At 68.6% G+C, this 12,081-nt stretch carries 12 protein-coding genes; 1 reads left to right on the top strand and 11 read right to left on the bottom strand.

Features of this window, described 5'->3' with window-relative positions:
- Positions 1-42: 42 nt before the first annotated feature.
- Positions 43-321: a helix-turn-helix domain-containing protein gene (locus ACZ5IK_RS14880; RefSeq protein WP_101611471.1), complete on the top strand. Its 279-nt coding sequence runs from the start codon at positions 43-45 to the stop codon at positions 319-321.
- Here the strand turns inward: ACZ5IK_RS14880 and ACZ5IK_RS14885 are convergent.
- The 11 genes from ACZ5IK_RS14885 to ACZ5IK_RS14935 form a co-directional block, all read right to left on the bottom strand.
- Positions 318-893 carry an EndoU domain-containing protein gene (locus ACZ5IK_RS14885; RefSeq protein ID WP_465488165.1) on the bottom strand — a complete coding sequence of 192 codons (576 nt, stop codon included), beginning with the start codon at positions 891-893 and terminating at the stop codon, positions 318-320. The two genes, ACZ5IK_RS14880 and ACZ5IK_RS14885, sit on opposite strands and share 4 nt — an antisense overlap.
- 76 nt (positions 894-969) lie before the next feature.
- Positions 970-2,217: a DUF6297 family protein gene (locus ACZ5IK_RS14890; RefSeq protein WP_465488166.1), complete on the bottom strand. Its 1,248-nt coding sequence runs from the start codon at positions 2,215-2,217 to the stop codon at positions 970-972.
- The gene (locus tag ACZ5IK_RS14895; protein ID WP_465488167.1) at positions 2,211-2,816 is read right to left on the bottom strand and encodes an ABC transporter ATP-binding protein; all 606 of its coding nucleotides are present in this window, start codon (positions 2,814-2,816) and stop codon (positions 2,211-2,213) included. Before ACZ5IK_RS14895 ends, ACZ5IK_RS14890 begins: the two co-directional genes overlap by 7 nt.
- Positions 2,813-3,685, bottom strand: a complete 873-nt coding sequence (locus tag ACZ5IK_RS14900; RefSeq protein ID WP_465488168.1) for an LLM class F420-dependent oxidoreductase — start codon at positions 3,683-3,685, stop codon at positions 2,813-2,815. Before ACZ5IK_RS14900 ends, ACZ5IK_RS14895 begins: the two co-directional genes overlap by 4 nt.
- Positions 3,686-3,770: 85 nt before the next feature.
- Positions 3,771-5,594 carry a phosphoenolpyruvate carboxykinase (GTP) gene (locus ACZ5IK_RS14905; protein WP_410601465.1) on the bottom strand — a complete coding sequence of 608 codons (1,824 nt, stop codon included), beginning with the start codon at positions 5,592-5,594 and terminating at the stop codon, positions 3,771-3,773.
- Positions 5,595-6,000: 406 nt separating this feature from the next.
- Positions 6,001-6,723, bottom strand: a complete 723-nt coding sequence (locus ACZ5IK_RS14910) for a DUF6802 family protein (protein WP_465488169.1) — start codon at positions 6,721-6,723, stop codon at positions 6,001-6,003.
- A 91-nt stretch (positions 6,724-6,814) separates the two neighbouring features.
- Positions 6,815-8,650: a dynamin family protein gene (locus ACZ5IK_RS14915; protein ID WP_465488170.1), complete on the bottom strand. Its 1,836-nt coding sequence runs from the start codon at positions 8,648-8,650 to the stop codon at positions 6,815-6,817.
- On the bottom strand, positions 8,647-9,135 hold the full coding sequence (grpE, locus tag ACZ5IK_RS14920; RefSeq protein ID WP_465488171.1) for a nucleotide exchange factor GrpE: 489 nt from the start codon (positions 9,133-9,135) through the stop codon (positions 8,647-8,649). The genes ACZ5IK_RS14915 and grpE overlap by 4 nt, the downstream gene beginning before the upstream one ends.
- Positions 9,136-9,173: 38 nt before the next feature.
- Positions 9,174-9,830, bottom strand: a complete 657-nt coding sequence (locus tag ACZ5IK_RS14925) for a TetR/AcrR family transcriptional regulator (RefSeq protein ID WP_465488172.1) — start codon at positions 9,828-9,830, stop codon at positions 9,174-9,176.
- Positions 9,827-10,306 carry a YqeB family protein gene (locus ACZ5IK_RS14930; protein ID WP_101611480.1) on the bottom strand — a complete coding sequence of 160 codons (480 nt, stop codon included), beginning with the start codon at positions 10,304-10,306 and terminating at the stop codon, positions 9,827-9,829. The genes ACZ5IK_RS14925 and ACZ5IK_RS14930 overlap by 4 nt, the downstream gene beginning before the upstream one ends.
- 133 nt (positions 10,307-10,439) lie before the next feature.
- Entirely contained in the window at positions 10,440-12,074 is a 1,635-nt protein-coding gene (locus ACZ5IK_RS14935; RefSeq protein WP_465488173.1) for a dynamin family protein, read from the bottom strand.
- Between the last annotated feature and the right edge of the window lie 7 nt (positions 12,075-12,081).

A 12,081-nucleotide genomic window follows, 5' to 3' on the forward strand; every position in this document is an offset into this window, starting at 1 on the left:
CTCGCGACCAACAGGCGCGCGACCGGTATTAGTATTGGCCTCATGGTGCGAGTGCCGTTGACGGACGAGGAACGCGAACGAGGCGAGCGGCTGGGGCTGGCGCTCCGGGACGCGCGCGCGTCGGCGTCGCGGAGCATGGTCGAGGTCGCGGCGGAGGCCGGGATCTCGGTGGAGACGCTCCGGAAGATCGAGACCGGCCGGATCCCGACGCCCGCCTTCTTCACGGTGGCGGCGATCGCGGACGCCATCGGCCTGCCGCTGGACGCGCTGCGGGCGGCCGTGGAGAACACAGACGCCGCAGAAGTCGCCGAAGCGAGTTAGGGGCGCAGGGTGGCCAGCGTGTGCGCCCGGTCGTTCAGGTAGAGGAAGCCGTCGATCGGCAGGTCGAAGCTGTTCAGCAGGCTCTCCAGGGTGGCGAACTCGTCCACGCCGAGCCGCAGGTCCTCGTTCACCGCGTGCGCGACGAGGACGTCGGCCAGTTCCTCCCACTCACCCGACCAGTGCAGGGTGCGATAGAACGCGAGGACGTCCGGCGCGACGCGGTCGGCGATCTGGTCGAGCAGGCTCTCGCCGAAGAAGCTGATCCGGCCGGCGGCGAGGTCGGCCACGGTCGGATTCGCCGGGTCGGCCGCGGCGTCGGGATTGCGGACCACGCCGGGACCCGCCACCGGATAGCCCGTCTTGACGCTGCCGTTGTCTTCCACCAGCACGATCAGATGCACGCCGTACCGTTCGCCGGCGCAGCGCCAGCGGCCGTTGTGCTGTCTGCGGCGAGGTTCGCTCGGATCGTTCGCGACGTCCTTGATCACCGCGATGATCTGCTCGTCGGTCCAGCCCGCGGGGAACTCGCTGGTCGCCCGCCGCCCCTTGCCCGGTGCGTGCCCGCCGCCCACTCGTGCTCCTTTCGTCGCATCGAGGGTAACCCGCGTTCGGAGTATTCGAATGATCCGAACGCGGGTATGGGTGAGCTCAGCCGATCACGGACAGCAAGACCGAGCCGACGACCAGCACGTCGACACCCCGCAACGCCTGGAGCCCAGCGGCCCCGCCGCTGACGTCGTAGTTCATCGGCGGCCGGGTCGCCGTCCGGAGCGCGGCGACGACCGCGAGCGGGATCGCGAGCCACACCGGCCAGGCCGGGGTCACCCCGAGCGTCAGCGTCACCAGGCCGAGCAGCGCTCCCCAGCCGAGGCCGAGCAGGGCGATCACCAGGCCGTTGACCAGCCTTAACTCCCAGTCGGACGCCCCGAGCCACCGCCTGCGGCCGGGGTTACGCCACAGTTCGCCGAGCCCGCCGACGAACGGCACGAGCGCCGCGTACGCGCCGAGCGCGAACAGCGGTCCCGCCGGGACGGCCGGGAACGCCAGATGCGCGGCACCGACCAGGCACGCGATCACCACACTGGCCGCCGCGAAGCGCAGGCGGCCGAGCACCCCGGCCCACGCCAGCCGCAGCACCGTCGGACGCCGCAAGGACAGCCACGGCACCGGCTTCGACTCCGGGATCAGCAGCATGGGGTCCATGAAGACCGCGGCCATCGCCCGCAGGAGCCGCGCGTTCCAGCCGTCGACGAGGTCCTGGCGCCCGACCCCGGACACCGGTTCGCCGCCGAAGGCCACCGCCACCGCGACGACGAACATCGCACCGGCCAGCACCTCGACCGCGATCGGGCCCAGCCCTGCGGCGGACACCACCAGACCGGCCATCGCGAGTACGACCGGCGCGAGCGTTTCCCCGCGGATCGCGGTCCGCCGCGCGGTGACGGCGGCCAGGATCGCCCCGGCGGCGGTCAGCGCCGACATCGCGATCCACACGTCCTTCGACCCGCCGCCGATCGCGGTGACCAGCGCCCCGGTGTAGCCGACCACCATGACCAGCCCGAGCCAGAGCGTCCACATCCGCTTCACGACGACACGGCGCCTGTCGACGCCTGCGAAGTCCATCCACGTCAACGCCGCCGGTTCGGCCCAGACGAAACCGCGGCGCAGCAGGCTGCGCCAGAAGATCGCGCACAGCACGATCAGCAGTCCGAACACCGCCGGAAAATCCACAAGGGACTGTCCAAAAAGGAAATGGCGCAGCTTCGGAAGGTTCTGGAACGCGGTGAAGAGCGCGCCGAAACCGAACAGTGCCAAGAAGGTCTGGTAGTCCCCGTTGAGCAGTCCGCCGAATCGCTGTCGTCCCGGGACGTGCGTGGGGGCCTTCGTGGTCACCACAGCTCTAGGGTCGAGTCGGCCGCTTCCAGCAGCGGGGGATGGTGCGTCGCCACGACGACCGCGGCCCCGGCGGCGGTCGAACGCGCGATCAACGACGTCAGCCATTCCTTCCCGGCGACGTCGAGCGCCCGCTCGGGCTCGTCGAGCAACAGGACGTCGTGCGGTCGCGCCGTCGCGCCGAGGAGCAGCAGGCGGCGGCGCTGTCCGGCGGAGAACTTGCCCGCGGTGACCTTCGCGCGTTCGGAGAGACCCGCGTCCGAAATCAAGGCTTCGTGATCGCCGAGATCGGCGCCGAACGAGCCCTCCAGTAACTCGAGATGCTGGAGCGGGGTCAGCTCGGCGAAGAAATCGGAATCGTCGAACAAAACGGAAACCTTGCGGCGAAAGGAAAGGTCGCGCTCGTCGGGCTTTCCGCCCGCGACGACGACCCGGCCACGCTGCGGCGCCTGCGTTCCGTAAAGGCACCTCAGAAGCGTCGATTTCCCGACCCCGTTCGGGCCTGCGATCACCGCGCATTCGCCCGCTTCGACCTCGAAGTCGAGGTCTTCGAACAACCAGTGCTCCCCGGCCTGGACGCCGAGCCCGCGTACGTCGATCATGTGCCGCACAACAACTCGATCACCGGAGCGAGCGGCTCCATATTGCGCTCCAACACGGTGAAATAGGTCAAGCCGAACCGTTCGCGGTGAGCGAGGATCTGTTCGGCGATCTGCTCGTGGGTACCGACGAGCACCGTCGGCACTTCGGCGAGCTGCTCGACGGTGAGTGCGCCCTTCACGAATTCGCGCGCGCTTTCCAACCCCGCCCGCCGATTGCCGGTCACCGTGACCACTTGCGAAATGACGTTGAATTCGGCGTCGCGCCCGTTCAGTTTCTCCCGGACGAACCGGACGCGTTCGTCGATTCCGGTCGCGTCGTCGAGCACCAGCGCACCACCGTCGGGAATGGCGGCCGTACCGGAGAAGCCGATGATGTCGGCGTGTTCGGCGGCGAGGCCGAGCACCCGGTCCCCGCGGCCGGCGATCAGCAACGGCGGGCCCGGTTTCTGCACGGTTCCCGGTTTGTGGTCTTCGTCGGAGTAGAGCCGTTCGAGCTCTTTGATCGTGTGTTCGAGATGGTCGACGCGGAGGCCTGCGCGGGGGAACTCCATCCCCGCCGCTTCGAACTCGGACTTCCGGTACCCGGCGCCGAGCCCCAGTTCCAGCCTGCCTTCGGTGAACTGATCCGTGCCCGTGACGTCGCGGGCGAGCAGCACCGGGTTGTAGAACGCGGTGTTGATGACGAAGGTGTTGAGCCGGACGCGGTCGGTCACCTCGGCGGCGAGCACGAGGGCGGGAAAGGGCGGCGCCATCCCGAGATGGTCCGCGGCACCGACGACGTCGAAACCTAGCGCTTCCGCCTTGCGGCATTTCTCGACCCAGGCCGCCCGGCTGTCCGGGACGACCATGTTCACGCCGAATCTGAGCATGCGGCCACGCTACCCAAGAGCGAAATACGAAGGCCTCATCCTCAGGAATGACCGTGAGGATGAGGCCTTCGACTCGTTCAGGTGATCAGCCCAGACGCTGCTTGAGCGCGTCCAGCTCGTCACGCAGCGACGACGGGACCTTGTCGCCGATCTTCTCGAACCACTCCTCGATCAGGGGCAGTTCCTTGCGCCATTCGTCGGCGGAGACGTCCAGCGCGGCCTGGATGTCGGCCAGCGGCTCCTTGAGGCCGTCGGTGTCGAGGTCCTCGGCGTTCGGCACGAAGCCGACCGGGGTCTCGTTCGCGTTGCCCTTGCCTTCGACGCGGTCGATGACCCACTTCAGGATGCGCGAGTTCTCGCCGAATCCCGGCCACAGGAAGCGGCCGTCGTCGCCACGACGGAACCAGTTGACGTAGAAGATCTTCGGCAGCTTGTCGGCGTCGGCGTTCTTGCCGAGGTCGAGCCAGTGCTTGAAGTAGTCACCGGCGTGGTAGCCGAGGAACGGCAGCATGGCCATCGGGTCGCGGCGCACGTTGCCGACCGCGCCGGCGGCGGCCGCGGTGGTCTCCGACGACATGGTGGCGCCCATGAACACGCCGTGCTGCCAGTCGCGGGCCTCGTTGACCAGCGGGACCGTGGTCTTGCGGCGGCCGCCGAAGAGGATCGCCGAGATCGGCACTCCCTTCGGGTCGTCCCACTCGGGCGCGAGGATCGGGCACTGCGACATCGGCGTGCAGTAGCGCGAGTTCGGGTGCGCGGCCTTCTCTTCCGACTCCGGCGTCCACTCCTGCTTCTTCCAGGAGGTGGCGTGCGCGGGCTTCTCGCCCATGCCCTCCCACCAGACGTCGCCGTCGTCGGTGAGCGCGACGTTCGTGTAGACCGTGTTGCCCTTTTCGATGGTGCGCATCGCGTTGGGGTTGGTGTGCCAGTCGGTGCCCGGCGCGACGCCGAAGAAGCCGAACTCGGGGTTCACCGCGTACAGGCGGCCGTCCTCGCCGAACCGCATCCACGCGATGTCGTCGCCGAGGGTCTCGGCGCGCCAGCCGGGGATGGTCGGCTGCAGCATGGCGAGGTTGGTCTTGCCGCAGGCGCTCGGGAAGGCCGCCGCGACGTAGTGGACCTTGTTCTCCGGCGAGATCAGCTTGAGGATCAGCATGTGCTCGGCCAGCCAGCCCTCGTCACGGGCGATGACCGAGCCGATGCGCAGCGAGTAGCACTTCTTGCCCAGCAGCGAGTTGCCGCCGTAGCCGGAGCCGTAGCTCCAGATCTCACGGCTCTCGGGGAAGTGCGAGATGTACTTGGTGGTGTTGCACGGCCAGGAGACGTCCTTCTGGCCCGGCTCCAGCGGGGCGCCGACGGAGTGCAGCGCCGGGACGAACGAGCGCTCGGTGCCGTCCTCGGTGACGAACTTGTCCAGCGCGGCCTTGCCGGCGCGGGTCATCACGCGCATGGAGGCGACGACGTAGGCGAAGTCGGTGATCTCGATGCCGAGCTTGGGGTCCTCGGCTCCGAGGGGGCCCATGCAGAAGGGGATCACGTACATCGTGCGACCGCGCATGCACCCGCGGTACAGCTCGGTCATCGTGGCCTTCATCTCGGCCGGGTCCATCCAGTTGTTGGTGGGACCGGCGTCCTCTTCGTTGTCCGAACAGATGAAGGTGCGCTCTTCGACGCGGGCGACGTCATTCGGGTCGGAAGCGGCCCAGTACGAGTTGGGCTTCGCGTCGAGCTGCACGAACGTGCCGGCGGAGACCAGTTCGGCGTTGATACGCGCGGCCTCTTCGTCGGACCCGTCGACCCACACCACGCGGTCCGGAGTGGTCAGTTCGGCGACCTCCCGGACCCAGGACAGCACGCCGCTGTGCGTCGTCGGCGCTTTTTCCAGTCCGGGGATGGCGACTGCGGTCATCTCTACTCCTGACTTCCGACGGCAGAAGCCCACATCGGGAACGACGCTGTTCCGATGCGGGCTTCAGTGCCGGCGACCGAATGGCTTCGCACACCGGCGGGAAGACCGGTGTGCAGGTTTTGGGATTCCCCGAGAGTAGCCGGATGACCGGCAGGTAACCGAGAGCTGACCTGTCGGTTCTCTCACAAGAACGATAAGGGAATCGATTCAGTATCACCGGAATGGGCCATACGCAGAAATTCTTCCGGTGATCGACAGCACAACGACCGGGCGAACCGGACATGAGAAAACCCGGTACGAGGTCTCGTACCGGGCTGTTCTGTGACCAGAATTACATCGATTTGGCCGAAGAATGGACTGGACCACTCACGAATGGGTATCCGTATTGGTTTAGTCCATTTCAGGATTAGTTCGGGCTGATCCACTGGCCGGTGGCGGAATCGATCTTCGCCACTCCTTCGAGTGTTTGCGTGCCCGATCCGCCCCACGCGGCGTCGCCCGCCGGGTCGCCCGCGGTGTCGTTCGAAGTGCTCACGAAGGCCGAGCCGATGTCCTCGTTGACCACGCCGCTGCCGGTCTCGGTCCACTGGCCGGGTCCGGTGTGCTCGTAGGTCTTGGAGTTGCCGGAAGCGTCGGTCTCCACCGCGATGTCGGCTTTGCCGTCACCGTCCTTGTCGGTGAAGGCGATCGTGCGGCCGTCCTCGGTCTGGATGACGGCGGTGTCGGGGGTTCCGTCCCCGTTGGTGTCGATCGTCGGCGGGCCGACCTCGACGTCACCGCTGGGCATGTCGGCGTGCATGGTGCCGCTCGTACCCGCGTCGCTGCCGCTGTCGTCGCTGCCGCCACCGGCCTCGACCCAGGCGCCGGAAGCTTCGTCGTAGACGGCTTCCTGGACGACCTTGCCGTTGTCGTCGAGCACCGCGTACTGGTCGGCGTCGCCGTCTCCGTCGGTGTCGACGAAGGCCTGGCCGGTGCCGTCCTCGTGCTGGATGACCGCGGCGTCGTTCACGCCGTCCTTGTCGAGGTCGTAGTTGAGCTCGGCCTGGTACTCCTCGCCGTCAACGTGGACCGTGACCGCCTCCGTGGAGCCCGCCTCGGTGTCCGTGCCGCCGCTCTCGTCGACCCACATGGGATGTTCCCCTCGTTGACCTGCTGGTGTGTCGAAGCTTATGACTCACCGTAGGCCCGTTCGGTTCCGGTCCACAACAGGACCACCCTGGTCAGGCGTCGCGCAGTGACCGGATGCGGCCCAGAAGCGCCTCGGCGCGGTCACGGCCGTCGGAAACGTCCTTCAGCCGCTTCGCGACCACCGAGATCTTCTTGGCCCTCTCCTGAGCGCCCATCTTGATCGTCTTGTCGACTTCCTTCAGCTCCGCTTCGATCGCGTCGATGCGGCGGCCGAGGGCTTCGTCGAGCGCCATCGAGAGCTGCTGTTCGGCCTCGATCAGCTGCTCCGCGACGAGCTGGTCCAACGTGGACCGCGCGTCGGCGATCGCCTCGACCAGCCACTGCTTCATATGCTGCTTGTCCGACGCGTGCTTGCGGGTCCGCGCCATCCACCAGCCTGCGCCGAGGCCGATGATGATCGTGGCCGGCAGGATCACCGGGTTCAGGATCGCGACGCCCGCCAGCGGCAGCGCGGCGACCTTCCCGGCGCCGAGACCGCCGGAAACCCCCATGAAGATGAGCAGTTTGTCCTCGGCCGTCGGCGGCTTCTTGTCCGGCGGGCGCAGCACGACCGGCGGGCCGCCCGCCCTGGCGAACTGGCCGCGGATGATGTCGAGCTCTTCGGCCGAGAACAGCTCCGAGAGCGCGACGTTGGTGACCTGGTTGAGCCGCTGGGAGAGCAGCATCGAGATCCGCTGCGACGTCGTCTGCAACGCGATGTCGACCTGCTGGGGCAGCGCGGCGAGGTCGTCCCGCTTGGCGCCGTCGATCCGCTGCCGGAAATGGGTCGACGCGTCGCGCATCTGCCTGCTGGTCTCGTGGCCGACCTCGACGCGGGTCCGCTGGATCTCCGCGCGCAGTTTCAGCTGCCAGCCCCGGGTCGAAGAGCGGCGTTCGGTGCTCAGGTCGTCGCGGCGCTGGCGCAGCTGTTCCGCCTCGGCCTCACCGGCGGACAGCGCGCGGCTTTCCGCCTGCAGTTTCGCCTTGAGTTCGGCGAGGGCGCTCGACAGCGCGCGCAGGGTGTTGGCCTCGCCCAGCATCGCCGAGCGGCCGACCAGCATCTCCTGCAACGCGCCCTGGAGCGCGGCGATACCGGCCTTCTCGCGCAGCATCATGGCCATCTGCTCGTTCGGCGCCTTGGCCGCCGTCTCGAACATGCGCGCGGACACCGGGTGGAACACCGCGTCGGCGAACCGGGGAGCGTGCTCGGCGAGCAGCCGCCGGTCGGCTTCGAGGACCTCGCGCCAGCCGCGGAACTGGTCGGTCTTGGTCAGCGCGAACAGCACGGTCTCGACGCGCTCGCCCATGTCCTGCAGGAAGTGCAGCTCCTGCGCGGTGAACGGGGAGGAAGCGTCGACGACGAACAGCAGGGCGGTGGCGCCCGCGGCCGCCTCCTTCGCCAGTTCGCCGTGCATCGAGTCGAGCCCGCCGACACCCGGCGTGTCCACAATGGACACGCGTTCGAGCAGCGGGACCGGGCCGGAGACCTCGACGTAACGCGGCGGAATCTGGCCTTCGGGCAGTTCGTGCGCGGCCGAGACCCAGTGGATCAGGTCGTTGAGGTTGATCGGCACCGACGCCAGCTGGCCCGGATAGCAGGCCTGCGCGGACCAGTGCTCGGCGTGTTCGAAGACGAGGTACGTCGCCGTGGCGACGTCGGCGTCCACAGGGGACAGTCCCGGCATGGAGAGGAGCGCGTTCACGAGCGAGCTCTTGCCGCGGTTGGTCTCGCCGACCACCACGACCGACGGCTTCTTCGGGCGCGCCTTCCGGATTTCCTCGACCCATTTCGCGGCCTGAGGATCGGCTTCGCGGACGACGGTGAGCAGCTGCTCGCGCGTGCTCTTCACGACCGCCGGCAGGTTGGCGGCCGCACTCGGAGCGGTCACTGGGCCTTCTTCGCGTAGACGATGACGATCGGCGCGCGCAGGACCCGGTCGTGATCGGCGAAACCGACGACCTCGGTCTCCGCGACGAGCCCTTCGAGTGCCGGATCCTCGGTCGCGGCAGCTCCGCCGGCCTCGTGCACGGCGGGGTCGAACCGCTCGCCGTCCGGGCGCAGGGCACGGACGCCGATCCCGGCGAGACCGTGTTCGAGCCGCTCGACGACGCCGCCGCTGCGGGCGCGGTCAAGGGCGTACAGGCAGAGTTGGATCAGCGCCTGCCTGTCGGCGAGAGCCTGTTCGAGGTCGGCCGGACCCGTGGTCGTGGACTCCACATCGGTCTTCGACGCGGCTTCGACGGCCTCGGTTCCCTCGGACGGCGAAGTCCCGCCGTCCGCCTCGGCGATGATCGCCGCCGCGATCTGGCCGGTCGGCACGTCGTCCGGATTCACCTCTTCGTCGACCGCCTTCTTGCGCAGCCAGGCACCCACCGAATCGACCCCCGTAACTGGTGTCCCGGGCTTACCGATCAGCCCGGAGAGATTTCACCAGTGTCGGATACTTCCCCGCCTGCCGGGGGCGAAATCGGCAGAACGGGGCGAAGGAATCTGGTGATCAGCACCTTCATCACCGCGAGTTCCGCGGCCGGATCGAGGTCCGGCTCCAGAATCACGCGGGACAACGGCGCGTCGATCAGCGCGACGAGCCAGCTGGCCGTCACCTCCGGTTCGATGCCGGGGTCGATCCGGCCCGTCTCCACCGCCCTGGTCACGAAACCGACGAGACCGTCGCGCAGGACACGGTCGTTGCCCTGGACCAGTTCGGCCAGTTCGGCGTCGCGGGCGCACTGCGCGGCGACCTCGAGGACGAGCTTGGCCGCGAGAGGTTGCAGGAGCTGTTCGGACATGTACGTGAGGATGAGGAGGATGGCCTCCCACGGGTCCTCGATCTCCCCGGCGGCCGCGAGCAGGGCCGCGGTCTCGTCGCCGTCCTGCTCGAAGATGCCGACGAACACCGCGCGCTTGTTCGGGAAGTAGTGGAACAGGCTGCCGGTGCTGATCCCCGCCGCGCGACAGATCTCCGCCGTCGTCGTCTTCTCGAACCCCTTCTCGGCGAAGCACACCGTGGCGGCGTCGAGGATGGCGCGGCGTTTCGCCTCGTGCTTGGCCGGGTCGACCGTCCTCATTTCACCGCCGGTGGCTCGGTGTGCCAGGGGTAGCCGTGCTCGGTGAAGGCCTTGGCGACGGCCGCGCGGTCGACGTCACCCTTCTCCCGCGCCAGTTCCCGGCCGTCGGCGGCGAGCAGGACGAGCTCCTTTCCGTCGAGGAAGACGGCCTGCAGTTTGGCCTCGTAGGCGCGGGTGCGCCCCTTGACGGTGAGGGTGATGCGGGTCGGCGTCACCTTGACGATCAGCCGCTCGTGCGCCCAGACCGCGGCGAACAGCAGACCGAGGACCAGGCCGGCGCCCGCCCCGGCGAGCGGGCCCCACGGGTCGGGGATGTCCGAGACGAGCTGGAACGGGCCCTTGAACGGGACCCAGCTCAGGGAGACCACCCAGTCCGCGATCGACTGGAGGAACCAGCCGAGCGCGGCACCCACCAGCGGGCAGCCGAGCCAGGAGGCCGTGCGCAGCCACTGGGGTTCGTCGACGATCGTTTCCATGAGACCCATTATTAGACCGAGCGCTCGGTCTATCAATCCCGGGTCCGGGACCAGGCCGCGTTTCGTCCTCTAGTTGCGGTACTTGCGCGTGCAAGTACCGCAACTAGAGGACGAAACGCGGGAAGAAGGGGGGTCAGGCTTGGGGGTCGCGGATCTGCTGCCAGATGAGGAAGTACGCCCGGTGGACGACGTGCGCGACGCGGCTCTGGGCGGGCGTCGCGCCGAAGGACGCGAAGGAGCGCCACCAGCCGGCACGTTCGAGGGCGTGGGCGGCGAGTTCGGCCCGGGGAGCGCCCGGCTTGCCGAGCTGGGCGCCGATGTCGGCGTTGCTGCCGACTCGCAGGACCTCTTCGGACAGGTCCTCGGGCATGTCGACGGCGCCGGACGCGACCAGCGTGAGCGCTTCGAGCAGCCGCAGCTGATGTGCTTCGGGCTTGGCGAGCAGGACCTCGATCGCGTCGTGGACGCGCTGCCGTTCGGCCGGGTCGCCCGAGGCGTGGGCCAGCGCGGTGACCGAGGCCAGCGCGGCGGCCGCCTTGATGCCGTCGGCGCGGGCGGCGAAGACGATGCTCAACCGCTGGCGGACGGCTTCGAGGCCGGAGGCATCGAGCAGCTTCCGCCGCAGCGAGCCCGCGGTGATCTCGGGTTCCTTGCGGATCGCTTCGACGGCGTACCGGACGCCGAACAGGTCCAGCTTCTCCAGCAGCCGCAGCCGGACGCCCGCCGCGACGTCGCAGTCCCAGCTGGTGAAGATGTCGGCCGAGATCAGCATGGTCTCGAGGATGTCGTCGTCCATCTCGGACAGCTGGCGCAGCGCCTCGGCGTCACCGGAGGTGAACCCGCCGGACTCCGCCGATTCCGCGATCAGCCCGATCACCGGCAGTACGTCCGCGATGCGGGGCTTCAGCGTCGAGGCCTGCTTCTCCGACAGCAGCGTCGCGGCCTTCCACACGTCGCCGCCCGAGCCTTCGACCGACTCCGGTGCGATGGTGTCCGCCTTGTTGAGCACCGCGATCGCGTTGACCGGGCCCGCTTCGCGGCTCGCGGTCGCGGCGGTGAACGCGGCGAGCGCCTGCTGGTCGTCGGCGCGCACACCCTGCGTGACCACATAGAGGACGGCCTCGGCGCCCGCTACGGCGTTGCGCGAGGTGTCGTCGAGCTCGTCGGAACCCTCTTCGTCTTCTTCCTCGTCTTCGCCTTCAGGCTTGCGGTGCTTCGCCGCACCCAGCAACTGCTCGGTCCGCGACACCGACGCGGCGTCGAGCGAGCCGAGGCCGGGGGTGTCGATGACGGTCATGCCCTGCAGGACCGCGTTGGTGAGGTACGCCTCGATATGCGAGACCTTGTCGATGTCGATGCCCAGCTCGGCCGGGATCATCCCGTCGGCGGCGAAGGGCAGCACCTGCTTGCGGCCGTCGTTGAAGACGATCTCGACGCGATCGACGGTGCCGTACTGGAACCTGGTCACCAGCCGGGTGCACTCGCCGACGTCGGTCGGCGCGACGCGGCGCCCGATCAGGGCGTTGACCAGCGTGGACTTCCCGGACTTGATCCGGCCGGCGACGGCGACCTGGAGCGGACCGCCGAGTCTGCGCAGCACCTCGCCGAAACCGGCCGCGGTCCGCGCGGACACCTGCGACTGGAGGCGATGACAGAGGTTCGCCACCGACATCGACAGCGGGCCGGCGAGACGGCCCTGTTCCGTCGCTGATGTCACGGCGCCCGCCCCTCCCAAGTCGTCAAAGCCTGCCGGGTCGAATCGTGCCATGCCGCTC

The sequence above is a fragment of the Amycolatopsis sp. NPDC031561 genome, assembly GCF_055580625.1.

Excerpts from the sequence above, each read along its gene's own strand:
- ACZ5IK_RS14880 (WP_101611471.1), top strand. The coding sequence starts at position 43 with ATGGTGCGAGTGCCGTTGACGGACGAGGAACGCGAACGAGGCGAGCGG.
- ACZ5IK_RS14895 (WP_465488167.1), bottom strand. The coding sequence starts at position 2,816 with ATGATCGACGTACGCGGGCTCGGCGTCCAGGCCGGGGAGCACTGGTTG.
- ACZ5IK_RS14900 (WP_465488168.1), bottom strand. The coding sequence starts at position 3,685 with ATGCTCAGATTCGGCGTGAACATGGTCGTCCCGGACAGCCGGGCGGCC.
- ACZ5IK_RS14905 (WP_410601465.1), bottom strand. The coding sequence starts at position 5,594 with ATGACCGCAGTCGCCATCCCCGGACTGGAAAAAGCGCCGACGACGCAC.
- ACZ5IK_RS14910 (WP_465488169.1), bottom strand. The coding sequence starts at position 6,723 with ATGTGGGTCGACGAGAGCGGCGGCACGGACACCGAGGCGGGCTCCACG.
- ACZ5IK_RS14925 (WP_465488172.1), bottom strand. The coding sequence starts at position 9,830 with ATGAGGACGGTCGACCCGGCCAAGCACGAGGCGAAACGCCGCGCCATC.
- ACZ5IK_RS14930 (WP_101611480.1), bottom strand. The coding sequence starts at position 10,306 with ATGGAAACGATCGTCGACGAACCCCAGTGGCTGCGCACGGCCTCCTGG.
- ACZ5IK_RS14935 (WP_465488173.1), bottom strand. The coding sequence starts at position 12,074 with ATGGCACGATTCGACCCGGCAGGCTTTGACGACTTGGGAGGGGCGGGC.